Here is an 18,102-nt window from a genome sequence, read left to right as displayed (position 1 = left end):
TGACGGGTGCTGCGGCGGGCACACCAGCCCGCAGCCAGCACTCGTTCATGCTGGTCAGCGGCATGACCAGTGTCGATCACCCCGTGATTCCCAAGCTCAGAGCGCGGGTTCGATTCCCGTCACCCGCTTCCCCGAGCTCCGCGAACCGGGCGCCACGACAGCGGCCGCCTAGTGGACGAGCTGCACCGCCAACTGATCCGCATCGGCCTGGACGCGCTCGCCAAGGACTACGGATACGCCCTCGCGGGCGGCTACGCCGTCCAGGCCCACCACATCGTCAACCGAGTCAGTGACGACGTGGACCTCTCCTTGGCCAAGACTCGCATCGGGCAAGGCCAGGGGGCCGCTCGCGCACAAAGCAGGCAGGTCCAAAGCCTGCCCAGGTCGCCAAGCAGCGTACGGCCTTGGGCCATGCCCGACCCCAAAGCGGACAGGTCACCGCCCAAGCCCACTCCGCCGACCTCAACTGCCCCGCCCCGAGCAGATCACTTGCCGAGACCCTCGGTCTATAAGCATGACCGTTATGGAGGCGGAGGTAGTAGCAGGGTGGCCGAGTGGATTCGCGGTAGGAAGGTCCTTCATGGAGTGGATGACCACGTCTACGTCTCCACGAGTCAGCGCGGCTTCTGCTCGGTACTGAATGCGCTGCTGGATTATGCAGATTATGCCGACCCATTGTCGGGTCAGTTCCCGCCGGCATCGGCCTTGGCGGTTTCGCTTGCGGCCGGCTGGCGTGGCTTGGAGGGGTGGAGCACGGAGCCGCCGAGCACGTGGCGCCCGAGGCCGTACGGGAATCGCCGCGGCGCGTGCCGCCGGTGCGGGACGGCGCCGGCATCTTCCTCTGGTCCGATCGCCGACCCGAACGAAACTGTCATCGCCGACCCAAATGAAACTCCTCGTGCGAGGTGTTGTCCCACGCGTCGCCCAGCCGGCTCTCGTGGCTCTCCTCCAGCGCGACCAGGGCGGCGACCAGCCGCTCGTCCCACCAGTCCGCGAGGAGGGACAGCTGGAACTCGTAGCCGCCGTCGTGCCAGTCCAGGACGGTCTCGCCGTCGATCCGCCACTTCGTGTGCCGCGGTGTCCGTGCCGCGGCGCCGCCCCCCAAGATGCTCAGGAAGGCGAGGGCCAGCTGGACGGGCCAGATCAGCCACCACACGACCCACCAGAAGGGGTGCCCCTTGTGGCCCACGGCGGCTGGGCGGCCGGTCTGCTGTACGGTCCAGCGGGTCCTGATCCGCCCGCCCCTCGCGGCCGGTTCACGGACGATCGAGCCGAGCGGCGCCCCGGACTCGTCCACCACGTCGTAAGTCGCCGGGCGGCCCTTGGACGCCGTCCTGGTGACCACCGTCGCCAGCTTCCGCTCCCGGTGGGGGTCGGCCCACAGGACGATGGAGCGGCTGCCCTGCTTACGTGCCTTCCGGTACTCGTCCAGGCCGCCCGGAGGCAGCGGCCGCTCCGGATAGGCGACGGTCCGTACGAGGTCGGTCCCGTCGGGCGCCTGGCGGGCCTCCCACATCCGTATCTCGCGGTACGAGGCGCCGTCCTCCGGCCCGCTCCCCTTGTCCTTGTCCGCCGTGTGCCCGGACTGGATCCGCTCGGCCGGATCCGCCAGCCACATCTTTCGTCCCATCAGACGCCTCGCCCTCGTGCACAACAGCCGCAATGCAATGGCCGGGACTCTATCGGGCCCCGCGGACTCGACGGCCCGCGGGCGGACTGAGTAGATCTCCCACAGGCACGAATACGCGATCGACACCACCGTCGCCGAGGCGGCACTACGCGGCACCACGCCAGCCGCCACCAGTCGCCGTAGGCGCCTCCGACGCCGCGGGGTTCAGACGGGCAGATCGCCGGGCAGGACGCGGAAGGCCTTGTGATGGCCGAGGGGGCGTACGGCGCGGAAGTCCCGGCGGTCCAGGGTGAGGATCGCGTCGGTGTCGTAGTCGGCCGCCAGCGCGACGTTCACCACGTCGGTGAGATCGAGGTCGAGCGCCGGGTAGCGGGATCGGACGGTCTGGGCTCTGCCGAGGTGCGCTTCGGTGATCTCGGGTACGGATACCCGGCCGCGGCGCGTCCAGCCCCGGATGTCGTCGATCGCGCTCACCGCGGCCTCGCGGCCCAGTTCCCGGGTGGCTGCGTGGTCGAGTTCGGCGAGCAGCACCGGCGACGGCGGCGCGGCGCGGCGCGGCGCGGCGCTCGAGGCACAGCATTGCCGTCTCGAGCCCGGCGATCTGGTGCTCGTCCACACCGGCTGGGCCCACTGGTACCTCACCGCCGAACCCGGCGCACGAGCCGCGGTCCGCGCCGAGCGGCGCGCCACCGGGTTCGTCCAATCCCGGGACTTCGTCGCCTGGTGCTGGGACCACCGCATCGCGCTGCCGGCCACGGACACTTCGCCGTCGAAGTCCTCCCCGTGGTGCCCGAGAGCGACTTCCACGCCAGCGCACCCGAGGACAGCGGCATGATGCACCAGGAACTGATCGCCAAGCTCGGCCTGCCGTTGGGTGAGCTGTGGAACCTGACCGCTCTGACGGCCGACTGCCGGGCCACCGGCCGCTGGTCCAGCCTTCTGACCGTCAAGCCGCTCAACCTCACCGGCGGCGTCGCCTCTCCCGCCAACGCCACCGCTCTGCCCTGACGAACACGACACCGCCGCACCCCGACGACCACGCGGGCAAGGGAGGGGCGTCAGCGGTTCGTTAGCGGGGCGCTAATGGAACGGTAGCGGTCAGCGGCAGGGTGGGTGGCACACCGAGCGAAACGTCGCCGGGCGCAGTACTCCGCTGATGACGAAGAGGGTCATTCCATGGTTATCAACCGCTCCCGGATCCGTACGTTCGCCGGTGCGAGTCTGCTGGTGACGGCCGCGATGTTCGCCACCGCTTGCCAGAACTCGAACGACACGAGCAGTGGGTCCGGTGACTCGTCCGCCTCCGCCGAGGCCACCGCCAAGGCCTCGACCGGGGCGGACACCGGGAAGGACACCGGCTCCGGCTCGTCGGGCGGATCCTCCGGCGCGAAGGGCGAGGGGAGCCAGGACGGGTCCGGTGCCGATACCGGGAATGGTGAGCGGGGCAAGGTCGGGCAGGCGTGCGGGGCCAATGACATTTCCTGGAGCACCAGGAACGAGTCGCAGGCCGGTGGCTACATCCTGGTCATCGCGAAGGCCAAGCCGGGGATCACCTGCACGCTGCCCGCCGCGCTTCCCACGGTGGCCTTCGGGTCGGACGGCACCGAGGCGGGTCCCGCGGAGCAGGCCGTCGGGCCCGCGATCACGCTGGGCAGGGGAACGACCGCCTACGCCGGCGTGAACCCGAAGACCACCAAGGAAAACGGTGGCAAGGAGCTGGACAGCATCATCGTCGGGATCGGCGATGAGGACCCCAACCCGGTCTCCCTGCCCGTCGGCACCATCACCGTCGACGAGCCCATCGTCACCAACTGGCACACCTCCGCGGCGGACGCTGTCCCCTTCGGTGGAACGGACCAGTAGCCCATGGGGGGTCGGCTGTGAGCCGCGGTTTTCTCGCAGCAACAACGTTATGGTCGTCATCGTCGAGCCGGCCGGCGGGGACGACCCTTCGACGGCGCGCGTCGCGGAGTACCGCCCCGGCCCGCTCCAGCGGTCGAACCTCGGCTCCGCCGAGTCCCGGCACTCCGACATCGGCGACCACGGCGAGGTCCAGCAGCTCCGGATCGTCAACTACGGCGACGACCCGTACCCGGACCTCGCGATCCTCAACAACTCCGGTGACGGGCAGCTGGACCGGGACGTGCGTCTGTCGTACGCGGGCAGCGGCCCGGGCGACTTCGACTACGCGCTGAAGGAGAAGTACGGCGAGTTCGGGTCCACGGCCGAGCCGCCGGCCATGCCCAGCGACGGTTGGAAGCAGTTCTACGAGTCCTGCTCCTGATCCTCGCCACGACTGGGCGCCGCCGGGTCCTCCGGACACCGGCGGCGTCCGGCGTCCGGGACGGTCGCGATGGCCGCGATGGCCGCGATGGCGGCGGCGGTCGCGGGCGCTTCGGCGAACGACCGGCCGCTGCCCGAGCAGCCGTGCCGTCCACCGATCGGTGGACGGGAAGTTCAACCGGGTACCTCTGTCGGCCAACTGCCCTGGCCAGCAAGGCTTTCGGGCATGACATCACTCACTGTGCGCATGGCGCGCTGGAGCGCTCGGCACCCCTGGCGGGCCATCGTCGGCTGGCTGGTGTTCGTGGCGCTGTGCCTGGGGGTCGGCAGCGCCGTCGGGACCCACAGCGCGACGACGGCCGACTACCGGGTCGGCGAGGCGGGACGGGCCGAGGCGATGGCCGCCGAGGGGGGTCTGGCGCGCCGGGCCACCGAGCAGGTGCTGATCTCCGCCCGGTCGGGCGGCCTCGACCGGGACGCGGCCGAGGCCGCCGCCGGGGACCTGACCGCCCGGATGGAGCGGCTGCCCGAGGTCGCGGGCGTCGCCGACCCGCTGCTGTCCGGGGACCGCCGGATCCTCATGGTCGAGGTGGCGCTGAAGGGCGAGGAGCGCGACGCGAAGGACAAGGTCGACGCGCTGGTCGGGCAGACGGACGCCGTGAGGAAGGCGTATCCGGGGCTGCGGCTGGAGGAGACCGGGAGCCCGTCCATCAGCAAGGGGGTCGACCAGCAGCGCGGCGACGACCTGGCGCTCTCCGAGAAGATCACGCTTCCCATCACCCTGATCACCCTGCTGGTCGTGTTCGGATCCGTGACCATGGCGGGGGTGCCGCTGCTGCTCGCGCTGTCGTCGATCGCGGCGGCCATCGGGCTCTCGATGGTGGCCTCACACGTTTCGCCCGACGCGGGGGTCGGCACGAACGTCATCCTGATGATCGGCCTCGCGGTCGGCGTCGACTACACGCTCTTCTACCTCAAGCGGGAACGCGAGGAGCGCGCCCGCTCGGGCGGCCGACTGAGCTCCGAGGCGCTGGTGGACCTGGCCTCGGCGACCTCGGGCCGGGCCGTCGTGATCTCCGGGCTCGCGGTCGTGGCGTCCACCGCGACGCTGTACCTCGCCTCCGACGTCATCTTCTCCTCGCTGGCCACCGGCACGATCGTGGTCGTCCTGGTCGCGGTGGCCAGCTCGCTGACGGCGCTGCCCGCGATGCTCGTCAAGCTCGGAGAACGGGAGGAGCGCAGGGCACGGCGGCGTGCCGAGCGGGGAAGGCCCGCGCGCCGGACGCGGGGCGACGGCGGTGGCCGCGTATGGGCCGCCCTGCTGCGACCCGCGAGCCGGCACCCCTTGGCGACCCTGTGCGTATCCGTTCTCGCCCTGCTCGCGCTCGCCGTCCCGTTGGCCGAGTTGAAGATCACGGAGATGAGCCGGGACACCCACTCCCGCGACATCGCCGCCATGCGGGTGTACGACCGGCTCAACGCGGCGTTCCCGGACCAGCGGGTCACCCACCAGGTCGTCGTACGTGCCGACGCGTCGCGATCCGGCGAGGTCGGCGGCGCGCTGCGGGAGCTGGCCCGGCGCGCCGACGCCGACCCGCTGTTCAGCGGCGCCTCGCGGGTGCGGACCTCCGCCGACCACCGGGTCAGTGTGCTCGAGCTGAAGGTGCCGTACCTGGGCAACTCCGACCAGGCGTACGACTCCCTGGACCACCTGCGCGAGGACTACCTCCCCGCGACCGTCGGCCGGGTCGACGGGGCGGAGTCCGGGGTGAGTGGCGACGTCGCCCGGTACGCCGACTATCCCGCGCACCAGAACGGCAAACTCCCGCTGGTCCTCGGGGCGTTGCTGCTGGTGACCTTCGCGATGACCGCGTACGCGTTCCGCTCGCTGGTGCTGGCGCTGATCGGGGTCCTGCTGAATGTGCTGTCCGCGGCGGCCGCGCTCGGTCTGCTCGTCCTGGTCTTCCAGGGGACCTGGGCCGAGGGGCCGCTGGACTTCCACTCCACGGGTTCGATCGGATCGCGGGTACCACTGTTCCTCTTCGTGATCCTCTTCGGGCTCTCGATGGACTACCAGGTGTTCGTGGTGAGCCGGATCAGGGAGGCCGTACTCGCGGGCGCGTCCACGAGGCAGGCGGTGCTGGACGGCATCCGGAGGTCGGCGAGTGTGGTGACGAGTGCGGCGGTGGTGATGACGACGGTCTTCGTGAGCTTCGTCTTCCTCCACATCATCGAGATGAAGCAGATCGGCTTCGTCCTCGCGGCGGCCGTGCTGCTCGACGCCTTCATCGTCCGGATCATGGTCCTTCCGTCGGCGATGCTGCTGCTCGGTGAGGCGAGTTGGTGGCCCTCGCGGGCGGCGGGACGGGCCACGGTGACCTCGTCCCGAACGGCCGACGGACGACCGGCGGCCGACGGACGACCGGCGGTCGACGTACGTTGATCGGTATGACCGCTCTCGCCACCCCCTTGGCCGACGCCTTCTGGGCCACGTCGCTGCGCCGGTGGAACGCCGTGTGCTGGGTGCTGTTCGCCGCGATGGCCGTCGGCCTGGTGACGACGGTCCCGGCCAGCGGGAGCAAGTACGAGGCGCTCGCGCTGCTCAGCTTGGTGGTGCTCTGCTACGCGGTGCTCGACCGCTTCCCGGGGAACCCCGTCGTACGGCCACGGGTCTATCTCTCGGCGCTCGTGCTCGCGCTCGGCGGGCTGGCCTATCTGGGCAGCAGCTACGCGGCGCTGTTCATGGTGACGCTGCCGCACTACTGGATGTTCGGGCGCACGCCGCGGGTCTCGATGGGGTTCCTCGGGCTGGCCACCGGTGCCACGCTGGCCGGGAGCCTGATCCGGCAGGGATGGACCGCGGAGTTCTTCGGCGAGACGATGGTGTCCACCCTGATCGTGGTCGCGGTGGGCGTACTGATCGGCCTGTGGGCGCACTCGGTCGTCGCGCAGAGCAGTGAACGGGCGCGGCTGATCGAGGAGTTGGAGCGTACGCAGGCGCAGCTGTCCGAGGCTCACCAGCGGCAGGGCGCGGCGGACGAACGGGAACGCATCGCACGGGACATCCACGACACGCTCGCGCAGGGCTTCGCGTCGATCATCGTGCTCGCGGAGGCGGCCCAGGCGGGCATTCACCACGACCCGGCGACCAGCGCCCAGCAGCTGCGGTCGATCGAGTCCACCGCCAGGGAAAACCTCGCCGAGGCCCGGGAGTTGGTCGGCTCGGCGCGGCAGCCGGGTCCGGGCCAGGTGGCGGGCGGCTCGGTGGCGCGGACCCTGCGCCGTACGCTGGACCGCTTCGCGGAGGACACCGGGCTCGCGGTGGACGCCGACCTGGCGGACCTCGAGTGCGACCAGCAGACCCGTATCGCGCTGCTGCGCTGCACCCAGGAGTCGCTGGCCAATGTGCGCAAACACGCGCGCGCGTCCATGGTCGGCGTGGTGCTGGCGCGGCGTCCGCACGGAGTGGAGCTGGAGATCACCGACGACGGAACCGGGTTCCTGGTCGGGGAGTCGACGGGCTTCGGGCTCGACGGCATGCGCAAGCGGCTGGCGGAGCTGGGCGGGAGACTCACGGTGACGAGTTCGGTGGGCGACGGGACGCGGATCCTGGCGTTGATCCCCCTGGCGGGGGTCCCCACGGCGGGCGAGGTGGAGGCATGAGGGACATGCGCGAGGGCGGTCTGCGGATCGTCGTGGTGGACGATCACACCGTGATGCGGGCCGGGGTGATCGCCCTGCTGGCCGCCGAGGACAGCATCGAGATCGTCGGCGAGGCGGGGGACGGACGCGCGGCGCTCGAACTCGTCGAGCGGTACGACCCCGATGTGGCTCTGGTCGATCTGCGGATGCCCGTACTGGACGGGGTGGCGACGACGACCGAGATCGTCGCCCGGTATCCCCGTACCCGGGTGCTGATCCTGACCACGTACGACACCGACGCGGAGATCGAGCGCGGGGTGGAGGCCGGTGCCATCGGCTATCTGCTCAAGGACACCACCCGCGAGCAGCTCGTCGACGCCATCCACGCGGCGGCACGGGGCGAGACGGTGCTCGCTCCCCGGGTCGCGGAGAAACTGGTCGCGCGGATGCGGCGGCCCGTTCAGGACCCGCTGACCGAGCGCGAGACCGACGTCCTCAACGCCGTGGCGGACGGTCTCACCAACGCCGAGATCGGACGGCGCCTCGTGATCGGCGAGGCCACGGTGAAGACGCATCTGCTCCGGCTGTTCGCCAAGCTCGATGTGAACGACCGGACGAGGGCGGTGGTGGTGGCCATGGAGAGGGGAATCCTGGAGCGGCCTTAGCGGGAGACGCCGTCGCCGGTGCCTTGCCCCCGAGGGCAAGGTCAAGACGAGGTGGCGATACCCCTCTGGGCAGTGCTTCGTCCGTGGCGGCCCAGCCGGCCAGCAGCACGGCGGCGATCCCGCTGCTGCCCCCTCACCGCTCGTCGGACGTGGGCCCGGTCACGCGCTTCCGGTAGTGGACGCGGTCGTACTGGCCGTCCTGGCGGCGCTGCGTCACCTCGTATCCGTACCTCGGGTAGATCTCCTGGTTCTCCCACATGAGGGCGTTGGTGTAGAGCCGGATCTCCGGGAGGCCGAGGGCGCGGGCGTGGGTTTCGGCGAAGGTGAGCAGGTGCCTGCCCACGCCCTGGCGGTGGGCGTCGGGATGGACGGCGATGTTCTCCAGGACGAGGTGGTCGGGCTCGGCCACCAGGACCAGCACGCCCATGACCGGGTCGCCGGTGACGAAGACGCGGCCCGCCGCGATGTCGGCCGCGTGGTCGGCGTCCATGGGGGCCGGGCGGAGCCCGATCCGGGCGACGTAGGGGCGGTATGCCGCGTCGATGACGGCCTCTACGGCGTCGGCGTCGGCGGCCGTCGCGGGGCGGATGTGGTGGTCCATGGCTCCACAGTGTGCGGCATACGGACGTCGAGGTGTGCTGGTCGCGGGGGTGCGGGGGCCCCGGAGGTCAGGCGGGCCGACCGCGCAGTCCTCGGAGGTCAGGCGGGCTGGCCGCGCAGTCCTCGGAGGTCAGGCGGGCCGGCCGCGGGGGCCCCGGCGGGTCTGGGCCAGCCACTCCGGGGCCGGTTCGGGGTCGCCATACGCGTCGTGCCAGTTCCACCACTCGTACGGCGGGGTCTGGGGGTAGCCCTCGGGCGAGTCCTCCCACACCTCCTGCCGTCCGAGCGCGGTCATGTCGAGGTAGCTCCAGGTGCTGCCCAGCGCCTCGTCGCCGCGGGCGTTGATGAAGTAGGTGCGGAACACGCGGTCGCCGTCGCGGATGAACGCGTTGGTGCCGTGCCATTCGTCCACGTCGAAGTCGGCGTCGAAGTCGTCGGTGATCGTGTACCAGGGCATCGTCCAGCCCATCCGCGCCTTCAGCTGTTCGATCTCCGGCTGCGGGGCGCGCGAGGCGAAGACGAGGGTGGTGTCGCGGGCGTTGAGGTGGGCGAGGTCGCCGACGTGGTCGGCGACCATGGAGCAGCCGCGGCAGGCGTGCTCGGGCCAGCCGTAGACGATGGGCTCGAAGAAGGCGCGGTAGAGGATCAGCTGACGACGCCCGGCGAACAGGTCGAGCAGGCTCACCCTGCCCTCGGGGCCGTCGAACGCGTACGCCTTCTCCACCGCCAGCCACGGCATCCGCCGGCGCTTGGCGGCCAGTGCGTCACGGGCGCGGGTCAGCCGCTTCTCTTCCCCGAGCAGCTGCTGGCGTGCGGCCTCCCACTCCTGCGCCGAAACGATCGGGGGTGTTTCCATCGTGATGTTCACCTTCCAGTCCGGTTCCGGTCCGGTTCCAGCCCGGTCCACGGTCCACCGCCCCCGCCATCCAGGGTCGGCCGTCGCGGGCGAGGGCGCACGCCGGTACGCCGGTGCGCCGGAAGTTGAACGTTCGATCGATCAGGCAGTCTTGTTGCCCATACTCGTTGCTCATGGCGAATCCCCAGGCCAGCGGCCCGGGGATTCGCCATGCTGTGCGCGCCTACTTGCCGGTGCCGACCGGGTCCACCTTGATGGCGTCGGCGGAGCCGTCGGTGACCGGGACGTTGATGCTCACGGGGAGGGAGTGGGAGTGGGTCTCGTTGGGCGGGGTGACGACGAGGGTGGTGAAGGTCTCGCCGCTGCCGCCGGAGTCGTTCGGCGGGTAGGAGAGCGTGAAGCGGGTCTCCTCGCCCGGCTTGACCTTGGTCTTCGGCGCCTTGAGGTCGCTGCGCTCGGCGCTGATCGAGCCGTTCTTGCTCTTGAGGTCCACACCGGGGAAGCCCTGGAGGGTGCAGGGGGCGGACCCGTTGTTCTTGAGGTCGACGATCAGCGTGCCCTCACCCATGCCGTGCGAGCTCCTGAACCCCAGTTGCCGGGTCTTGCAGGTGTCCGCACCGGCGCCGCCACCGCCGCCCGCACCGCCATTGCCCTGATTGCCACCGGCCGAACCGGACGAGCCCCCGTCCGACGAGCCGGAACCGGACGAACCGGAGTCCGAGGAGTCGCTCGCGGCCGAGGAGGACGAGCTTCCGCTGGCGTCCGCGTTGTCCTGGCACGCGGTCAGACCGAACGCGGCGACAGCGACGACCGCCGCGGCGGCGGCCTTGCGGGCATGGCGAAGAGTGGTGGTGCGGCGAGACATGGGTCCCCTGTTGTCGTGGGCTTCGGCCCCGTCCCCCGGGGCCATGACAACAAGACTGTCAGTCGGCACTGACGATCTACTGCCGCGTCACTAACGACCTGGTAACGGGCTGGCAATGCTCTGACCAGGTACTTCGTCGCCCGCCCGCCTTGGGGAACGAACCCGCTGAATATGAGCGCGAGTTATGGCATGTACGTCATCGCCCCCTTCGTCCGGCCGGGCCCTCACGGGTGCTGAATTGATCCGGAAGAGCTCCGAAAATTTTCGATGACGAGACCTTGGAAAGAATCTCTCCTACCCTCTTCTCATCGATCATCTCTGAATTTGATCAAAGAAAGGAGGGCGATGAACAGGCAATACCCTCTCCCGAGAGATCACCAGCCACAGCAGAGCTTCCGTAATCCTTGCGGAAACTGTTGACAGCCCACGGCGCCGGTCCAACACTGTCGCACCAACAGGCCAACAGGCCCCCACCACACCCGAAGGAGGAAGCATGCACCGGGACGACACCCCCGCCCGGCCGATCAGCCGCAGAAACTTAATCGGCCGGGCCGGCGCCCTGACGCTGGTCACGTCCGGGCTGACGCTGCCCAGTATCGGAACCGCCAGCGCCGACACGACCATCACCACGAACCAAACCGGCACCAATAACGGCTTCTACTATTCGTTCTGGACCGACGGCGGTGGGTCGGTATCCATGACGCTGTCATCAGGCGGCAGTTACCGGGCCTCATGGTCCAACTGCGGGAATTTCGTGTGCGGTAAGGGCTGGAGCAACGGCGGACGCAGGAGCGTGCAGTACTCGGGCGGCTTCAATCCGTCCGGCAACGGATATCTGTGCCTCTACGGCTGGACCTCGAATCCGCTCGTGGAGTACTACGTCGTCGACAACTGGGGTACATACCGGCCCACGGGGACGTACAAGGGCACCGTCACCAGCGATGGCGGCACGTACGACATCTACCAGACGACGCGCTACAACGCCCCCTCGGTCGAGGGCATCCGGACCTTCAACCAGTACTGGAGCGTGCGGCAGTCGAAGAAAACGGGCGGAACCATCACCACGGGCAATCACTTCGACGCATGGGCCCGTTCCGGAATGGGTCTGGGCACCTTCAAGTACTACATGATCCTCGCGACTGAGGGATATCAGAGCAGCGGGAATTCGAATCTCACCGTGAGCGGATGAACGTCCTGACCGAACACGGGCCAATGCGCTTGGCCCACTCCTTCCGGAAGCCCCAGGCAGGCGGCCTGGGGCTTCTTCGGACGAGCCCCGCCAGTGGCTCCACTCCGCGTCTTCTGCCAAGCATCGGACAGCTCACCTCGTGAAAGCCCGAGACCAGGGCCCAGGTATCCGAACCGGCCTTGGAAAACCCCGCGCCGTGGGTGGGGTCGCGTCGTTAGGATCCGCGCATGGCCACAGCCGATCACTCAGTCCTCCATGTCCTTACGGGCTACCGGCCGAAGACCACCGCGGAATGCGCCGACGTCGAGCGGGTGCGCGGCGTCATCGAGGCGGGCGCGCCCTGGGACCGGATGAGTCCCCTTCACCTCACCGCCTCCGCCCTGATCGTGCACCCCGACAGCGGCCGTGTGCTGCTGCGCTGGCACCAGCGCCACCAGTCGTGGCTGCTGGTCGGCGGGCATGGCGACCCGGGTGAGTACGACCCGCTCGCCATCGCGCTGCGGGAGGGGCGGGAGGAGACGGGGCTGCCGGACCTGGCCCCGTGGCCGGACGCGGAGATACGGCATCTGGTGATCGTCCCGGTCCCCGCGAACAGCCGGGAGCCGGCGCATGAGCACGCCGACGTGCGCTTTGTGCTGGCCACCAGCGCTCCCGAGGCGGTACGGCCGGAGAACCCGGACGCACCGCTGCGCTGGCTGACGCCGGACGAGGCACGGATGGCGATCACGGAGGCGAACATCCTGGACACCCTGTCCCGGGTGGAGCCCCTGCTCGCCCGCTGATCGCTCAATGGCCCGGCGTCATGGCTGCGGCTGGGCCGGGCTGAACGCCTGGGCGACGGCGAGGCTGTCCTCGTAGACGTGGTGCCGGGTGACGAGGCCGCCCTCGATCGTCAGATGCAGGGCGAACCGCGCACGATAGGCGCGCCCGGTGGACCTGGCGGTCTGCCGGATCTCGCCCAGCACGACCGCGTCATCGCCGTCGACGAGAACCCGCTCCACCTCGGTGGCCGCCTCCTCGGGCACATGATGCCGGGCCAGCTCCCGGAAGTGGTCCACCACATCCGCACGGGTGGACCGGTGCCGAATCCACGGAGTGGCCGCGCGACCGTGCTCGCCCTCCGGCCAGTCCAGCTTCCAGTCACTGCGCTCGGCATACAGCTCGGCGATCCGCTCGGGATCACCCTCACCGATGCGGCGCAGCAGTTCCTCCACCAGGGCGCGGGTGGTCATGGGCGCGGCCAAGGACATGGTGATCCCTCCGATCGGAAACCTTGCGGGGAGCGATCACCATGCTGACGGGGGCAGCGGTGCGGCGCGATTACGTCCGGGGTAATGAGCCCGCCTCATGGCGGCGGGCTCCGCTTCAGGCCACGCGCCTGGCCGCGACGCGGGCGAGCAGGGCGTCTCGCACCGCGGGCCATTCGTCCGCGAGGAGGCTGTAGTACAGCGAGTCACGACGACTGCCGTCCGGGCGGCGCATATGGCTGCGCAAGGTCCCCTCGTGGACCAGGCCGAGGCGGGCCAGGGCACGCTGCGAGCGCACATTGAGGTTGTCCGTGCGCAGGGCCAGCCGCGCGAGCCGCAGGTCGTCGAAGGCGTGGCCGAACAGAAGCAGCTTGGACTCGGCGTTGTACGGGCCGCCCCAGCAGGAACGGTCGAACCATGTCGCGCCGATCTCGGTGCGGCTCTCGACGAGGTCGAGGTCATACATGCTGGTTGAACCGATGACGGTACCGTCAGCGCGCCGTTGCACCGCGAAGCAGCGCCGCGTGGGGTCGGCGATCATCTCGCTGAGCATGTCCCGCAGTTGGCCCACGCTCTCGGGGCGCGGCCGGGGCATCCACCGCCAGACCTCGGGGTCGGTCGCGGAGGGGAAGAGGGCCTCGGCATGGTCGGCGGATAACGGGACGAGGCGGACAACAGTGCCTTCGAGCGACCATTTGTTCACCGGCACAGAATAGGCCCGCGATCGTCGGGCGGCAGCGGTACAGCGACTGGGGGCCGTCGGCGGGGCTGGCGCCAGAGGGGGGTCAGTGCCAGAGGGAGATGGCCAGGCCGAGGCCGCTCAGGGCGATGGCGATGCGAAGGGGGGTTTCGGGGAGGCGGCGGACGGCCGGGGGGCCCAGGCGGCTGCCCAGGAGGGCGCCCAGGCCGAGGGTGGCGGCGGCGGGCCAGTTGACGGGGGCTACTGCCGCGTAGGCGACTGCGGCCGTTACGTTGGCCGCGCCGGTGGCGATGTTCTTGACGGCGTTGGTGACCGGGAGGGGTTCCGTGGCCGTCAGGGAGAGCACTGCCAGCATCAGGACGCCCGAGGCCGCGCCGAAGTAGCCGCCGTAGAGGCCGACCAGCAGGACCGCGCACGCCACCGGGAGGGTGGGGCGGGCGGTGTGGGCGAGGGGGCGTGGGCGGGAGGCCATGAGGCGGCGGAGCGGGTCGCGGACCAGGATCAGTACCGAGCCGAGGGCGATCAGCCACGGCACAACGGCCTCGAAGGCGGAGGACGGGGTGCCCAGCAGCAGGGCGGCCCCGACCGCGCCGCCCAGCGCCGCGATGGTGGCGAGCCGGAGGAGGCGGTCGCGCTGGCCGCGGAGTTCGGTGCGGGATCCGGCCGCGGTGCCGACGGTGTTGGAGAACAGCGCCACCGTGTTGGTCACATTCGCGGCCACCGGCGGCAGTCCCACCGCCAGCAGCGCCGGATAGCTGAACAGCGAGGCCAGCCCCGCGATCGAACCGGCGAGCCCGGAGGCCACACCGGCCGACACCAGCAGCGCCGCGGAGCCGATGCCCATCCGTTCCCCACCCCTGTGCCTGTGCCCGGTGCGCCGCGTCGGCGGCGCCGCCTCATCCTCCAGGGAGGGCTGTCTTCTATGCAAGACGGTGTTCATGTACATGGACACCCGAGACGCAAGGGTGCTTGTGCGCGTGTTACCAGGTCAGGGCGGTCTGCGCGTCCGTCTGCCAATACGTGACCTTCGCCGCGCTGTCGACGTAGACCGAGCCGCCGGGCAGTTCGACCGGCTTGGGGTCCTCGCTGCCGTCGATGAAGACCTCGAGCGAGTCGACCTTGCCGCCCTCGGCGCCCGAGCCGTCCGCCGCGGAGGTGGTGATGCCCGCGTAGGCGCTCTCGCCCGGGGCGAGCATGACCACGGCCTGCGGCTTGCTGTCCTCGTTCACCGGGGTGGCGGCCTGCGCGCTGGCGCCGAACTTCAGGCCCGGGTAGCCGACCAGCTTGCAGTCCACGCCGGCCTTGTTGGTCGCCTTGAGCAGCATGTGGTTGACGGGGCTCTTGACGTTCTGGACGGTGATGGCCGTCTTGTTGATGTCGCAGTCGCCGACCGGCTCGGACTCGGAGCCGCCGCCGGACTTCTGGGTCTGCGACTTCGCATCCTTGACGCCCGTGGCGCCCTCCTTGCCGCCCTGGTTCTCCTTGCCGCCCTGGTTCTCCTTGCCGGCCTGGTTCTCCTTGCCGGCCTGGTTCTCCTTGCCGCCCTCGGCCTTGTCCGCGCCCTGTGCGTCCGTGCCGGACGCGGGGGCCGTGGCCGACGAGTTCGCCTTGCCCGCGTTGTCGGAGCCTCCGTCTCCGCCCCCGCTGCACGCGGCGGTCACGCTCAGGGCGGCGACGGCCACGATGGAGGCGGCGATCGTCCGGACGGTGCGGCCGCGGCGGTAAGCGGTGACGTTCATGGTGGGCTCCCCCAATGGGTCGGCGGTCCGGCCGGTGTTCCGAACCGGCCCTCGGTATGGCTATGAGCCTTCCGTGGTCCGCTGCCGTATCACTGCCGTCCCGACACCGTTCCGCTAACGCGCCGCTAACGGAACTTCCCCGTCCACACCGGCCGTTCGCCCCCTGCGCGCCACCCTGGCCCACATCACCGTTCCGCCACGTCCTGGACCGCATGGTCCGCCGAGGCCCCGGCCGACCTAATGTAGGTCTCCGGTAGGGCCGTGTTCGAGACGCGAAAAACAGCGCGGGAGAGGCGCGGGAGAGGGGATCGGCGATGCCGCTGGCCACCGGGGATCCGGAATCCATAGGCGGCTACGCCCTGCTCGACCGGCTCGGGGCGGGCGGCATGGGCGTCGTCTATCTCGGGCGTGCGGCCTCGGGGCGGCAGGTCGCGATCAAACTGGTCCATGAGCAGTACGCGCAGGACGAGGAGTTCCGCACCCGCTTCCGGCAGGAGGTCGCGGCGGCGCGCCGGGTGAGCGGGGCGTTCACCGCTCCCGTCGTGGACGCCGATCCGGAGGCCGACCGGCCGTGGATGGCCACCCTGTACGTACCGGGGCACACCCTCTCCGAGGTCGTACGGAGGAACGGCCCCCTGAGCGGGCGGGAGTTGCGGACGCTCGGCCTCGGGCTGGTCGAGGCGCTGAGCGACATCCACCGGGCCGGGGTGGTGCACCGGGACCTGAAACCGGCCAACATCCTGATGGCCGCGGACGGTCCGCGCGTCATCGACTTCGGCATCTCCCGCGCCGTCGACAGCCAGACGCTCACCGTCACCATCGGGCGGGTGCTCGGCACCCCGCCGTTCATGTCGCCGGAGCAGCTGCGCAGTCCGCGGGGCGTCACGGGGGCGTCGGACGTCTTCTCGCTGGGTTCGCTGCTGGTGTACGCGGCGCGGGGCAGCAGCCCGTTCGAGTCGGACAGCCCCTATCTGTCGGGCTACCAGGTGATGTACGAGCATCCGACGCTGGAAGGGGTCCCGGAACCGCTGCGGCCCATCGCCGAGCGCTGTCTGGCCAAGGAGCCGGAGGCCCGGCCGGAACTGGACGAGTTGCATCGCATGCTGCGCGAGCTGTCGGACTTCCCGGCGGCTTCCCCGTCGGCGGCCGACAGCTCCGCGACGGTCGACGGGCATGGGGCGGTCGACGGGCATGGGGCGGTTGACGGGCATGGGCCGGTCGACCGCCTCGGAATGCCCCACGGCCCGGCAACCTCCGCCGTTGGACCTCCGCCCGTCTCCCCGGCACCGGCACCGGCACCGACCCTCGCCCCCGAGCCGCCCGCCCCCCAGCGGACCGCATCCAAGCGAGGCGCGCGGCGGCGGCTCGTCGTCACCACCACCGGAGTGGCCGTGGCCCTCACCGGGCTGATCGTCGCCGCTGCGGTCTTCGCCCCGGACATGACGGACTCGTCGGGCGACGCGTCCGCCCCCGCCGACGCCGCGCACTCCCAGCAGCCCGCCTCGCTCCCCAAGGGCTGGCAGCCGTGGCGGACGGATCTGCGGGTCGGGACCGAGGGGCCGCCCCTCGTCTACGACGAGCCCGGATGCGCCCCGGAGGACGGCCGGGCCCTGTACTGCGGCGGCAGCGGATTCACGGTCGCCAGGGTCGACGCCGCCACCGGCCGCGTCCAGTGGCGGTGGGGCACCCGTCCCCAGCTGGCGCGGCCCATCGGGGTACGGGACGGCATCGTCTACACCTACCGCGCGTCGGAGGAGGGCGGGCGGTCCGTCGTGGCCCTGGACGTCGTCACCCGGAAGCAGCGGTGGGAGCGGAGCATCAGCGGCTCCGCCGACGTGCACATGTTCCGCGGCGGAGTGCTGACGCTGTCGCCGGACGACCGGGAGCTCGTCGCCTACGGGCCGTCGGGCGCCCGGCTGTGGCAGTCACCGGCGCCCGAGGGGAGGTTCTGCGAGCCGACGGCGCTGAACGGGGCGCCGTACGCCCTGTGCGCGCCCGCCGACTCCAACGGCCTGGCCGCCGACGGCCCGTATGACCTGCTGGCGTTCGACCCCTCCGACGGCAGGCAGCGGCACCTCACCACCCTCCCGCGGAAGACGCTGAGCCTCGGCGCGGTTCAGGGCAAGCCGCTGTTCGTGATCCCGCAGACCGGGAAGGAGGTGTACGACTCGGGGTACGAGCGCCCGTACAAGGGGCTGGTGCGGGTGGATCCGCGCACCGGCGAGGTCACGCGGATCCCGCTGAAGCGCCCGGTGCTCGGCAAGCCGACCCTGCTGCACGGCGCCGTCTACTTCGTCCGTCCCAACGGGACGGTCACCGCGGTGGCGGCGGACAGCGGCCGGGAGCTGTGGCAGCGGGTGACGGAAACGGAGAGCCTGTCCGAGCCGGTGCTGTCCCGGCGGTACGGGCAGCTGTACTTCGTCAACCGCTTCGGCCGTCTGCTGGCGCTGGACGTGGACGACGGCAAGGAGGCGTGGCGCACGGCCGCGCTGAACGACCCCGGGAACTCGGCGGAGGACACGGAGCCGAGGGTGGTGCTCGTCAAGGACGCGATCGTGGCGACGGCCGGGGACACGGCGTTCTCCGTACGGCCGGACCGTCCGTCGGTGCACCCGTCGGTCCGGCCGTCGTCCTGAGCGGCGCGGTCACGTCCCTGCGCGGCCCGGCCGTCGACCTCGCCGTCGTC

19 protein-coding genes are annotated in these 18,102 nt (G+C 70.7%); 10 read left to right on the top strand and 9 right to left on the bottom strand.

All coding sequences use genetic code 11. The features are described from left to right. Nucleotides 1-871: 871 nt before the first annotated feature. Nucleotides 872-1,630, bottom strand: a complete 759-nt coding sequence (locus KHP12_RS27750; RefSeq protein ID WP_246643162.1) for a hypothetical protein — start codon at nt 1,628-1,630, stop codon at nt 872-874. A gap of 204 nt (nt 1,631-1,834) precedes the next feature. Next, nucleotides 1,835-2,161, bottom strand: coding sequence for a PIN domain-containing protein (locus KHP12_RS27745; protein WP_086884275.1), 327 nt, complete (start codon nt 2,159-2,161; stop codon nt 1,835-1,837). Between KHP12_RS27745 and KHP12_RS51365 the strand changes: the two genes are divergently transcribed. From KHP12_RS51365 to KHP12_RS27715, 7 genes are all read left to right on the top strand, one after another. After that, entirely contained in the window at nt 2,085-2,465 is a 381-nt protein-coding gene (locus tag KHP12_RS51365; protein WP_246643163.1) for a cyclase family protein, read from the top strand. The genes KHP12_RS27745 and KHP12_RS51365 overlap by 77 nt on opposite strands. Further along, nucleotides 2,462-2,638 (top strand): hypothetical protein, encoded by a 177-nt coding sequence (locus tag KHP12_RS51360; protein ID WP_244203178.1) that lies wholly within the window; start codon nt 2,462-2,464, stop codon nt 2,636-2,638. Before KHP12_RS51365 ends, KHP12_RS51360 begins: the two co-directional genes overlap by 4 nt. A gap of 168 nt (nt 2,639-2,806) precedes the next feature. Then, nucleotides 2,807-3,493 (top strand): DUF4232 domain-containing protein, encoded by a 687-nt coding sequence (locus KHP12_RS27735; protein WP_086884276.1) that lies wholly within the window; start codon nt 2,807-2,809, stop codon nt 3,491-3,493. Nucleotides 3,494-3,542: 49 nt separating this feature from the next. Further along, on the top strand, nt 3,543-3,914 hold the full coding sequence (locus KHP12_RS27730; RefSeq protein WP_244203179.1) for a hypothetical protein: 372 nt from the start codon (nt 3,543-3,545) through the stop codon (nt 3,912-3,914). Nucleotides 3,915-4,139: 225 nt separating this feature from the next. Then, entirely contained in the window at nt 4,140-6,356 is a 2,217-nt protein-coding gene (locus KHP12_RS27725) for an MMPL family transporter (protein WP_086884277.1), read from the top strand. A 5-nt stretch (nt 6,357-6,361) separates the two neighbouring features. Next, nucleotides 6,362-7,576, top strand: coding sequence for a sensor histidine kinase (locus KHP12_RS27720; protein ID WP_208653159.1), 1,215 nt, complete (start codon nt 6,362-6,364; stop codon nt 7,574-7,576). A gap of 5 nt (nt 7,577-7,581) precedes the next feature. Further along, nucleotides 7,582-8,220, top strand: a complete 639-nt coding sequence (locus tag KHP12_RS27715) for a response regulator (protein ID WP_086884278.1) — start codon at nt 7,582-7,584, stop codon at nt 8,218-8,220. Between the two features lie 133 nt (nt 8,221-8,353). On the opposite strand, the gene KHP12_RS27710 is transcribed toward KHP12_RS27715, so the two are convergent. The 3 genes from KHP12_RS27710 to KHP12_RS27700 form a co-directional block, all read right to left on the bottom strand. Then, nucleotides 8,354-8,821, bottom strand: a complete 468-nt coding sequence (locus KHP12_RS27710; RefSeq protein ID WP_086884279.1) for a GNAT family N-acetyltransferase — start codon at nt 8,819-8,821, stop codon at nt 8,354-8,356. Between the two features lie 129 nt (nt 8,822-8,950). After that, nucleotides 8,951-9,676 (bottom strand): DUF899 domain-containing protein, encoded by a 726-nt coding sequence (locus KHP12_RS27705; RefSeq protein WP_167442666.1) that lies wholly within the window; start codon nt 9,674-9,676, stop codon nt 8,951-8,953. A gap of 223 nt (nt 9,677-9,899) precedes the next feature. Beyond that, nucleotides 9,900-10,541: a DUF4232 domain-containing protein gene (locus tag KHP12_RS27700; RefSeq protein ID WP_086884280.1), complete on the bottom strand. Its 642-nt coding sequence runs from the start codon at nt 10,539-10,541 to the stop codon at nt 9,900-9,902. 493 nt (nt 10,542-11,034) lie between these two features. Here KHP12_RS27700 and xynA point away from each other — a divergent pair, with 493 nt between their 5' ends. Both xynA and KHP12_RS27690 read left to right on the top strand, forming a co-directional pair. Beyond that, nucleotides 11,035-11,730: an endo-1,4-beta-xylanase XynA gene (xynA, locus tag KHP12_RS27695; protein WP_086884281.1), complete on the top strand. Its 696-nt coding sequence runs from the start codon at nt 11,035-11,037 to the stop codon at nt 11,728-11,730. Nucleotides 11,731-11,957: 227 nt separating this feature from the next. Beyond that, entirely contained in the window at nt 11,958-12,512 is a 555-nt protein-coding gene (locus KHP12_RS27690) for an NUDIX hydrolase (RefSeq protein WP_086884282.1), read from the top strand. Between the two features lie 18 nt (nt 12,513-12,530). On the opposite strand, the gene KHP12_RS27685 is transcribed toward KHP12_RS27690, so the two are convergent. The 4 genes from KHP12_RS27685 to KHP12_RS27670 form a co-directional block, all read right to left on the bottom strand. Further along, complete coding sequence (locus tag KHP12_RS27685) at nt 12,531-12,980, bottom strand: nuclear transport factor 2 family protein (RefSeq protein ID WP_037954088.1); 450 nt, start codon at nt 12,978-12,980, stop codon at nt 12,531-12,533. A 115-nt stretch (nt 12,981-13,095) separates the two neighbouring features. Beyond that, nucleotides 13,096-13,680: a GNAT family N-acetyltransferase gene (locus KHP12_RS27680; RefSeq protein WP_167442667.1), complete on the bottom strand. Its 585-nt coding sequence runs from the start codon at nt 13,678-13,680 to the stop codon at nt 13,096-13,098. An 82-nt stretch (nt 13,681-13,762) separates the two neighbouring features. Further along, nucleotides 13,763-14,521, bottom strand: coding sequence for a sulfite exporter TauE/SafE family protein (locus KHP12_RS27675; protein WP_210609570.1), 759 nt, complete (start codon nt 14,519-14,521; stop codon nt 13,763-13,765). A gap of 136 nt (nt 14,522-14,657) precedes the next feature. After that, a complete protein-coding gene (locus KHP12_RS27670) occupies nt 14,658-15,416 on the bottom strand; it encodes a DUF4232 domain-containing protein (RefSeq protein WP_086884665.1) in 759 nt (252 codons plus the stop codon). A 314-nt stretch (nt 15,417-15,730) separates the two neighbouring features. On the opposite strand from KHP12_RS27670, the gene KHP12_RS27665 reads away from it, so the two are divergent. Then, complete coding sequence (locus KHP12_RS27665; RefSeq protein WP_210609568.1) at nt 15,731-18,052, top strand: protein kinase domain-containing protein; 2,322 nt, start codon at nt 15,731-15,733, stop codon at nt 18,050-18,052. Nucleotides 18,053-18,102: the final 50 nt, after the last annotated feature.

The organism is Streptomyces asiaticus, from assembly GCF_018138715.1.
Lineage (GTDB): Bacteria > Actinomycetota > Actinomycetes > Streptomycetales > Streptomycetaceae > Streptomyces > Streptomyces asiaticus.
Note: the sequence above shows the minus strand (reverse complement) of the source record. Positions and strands in the feature narration are given on the sequence as shown.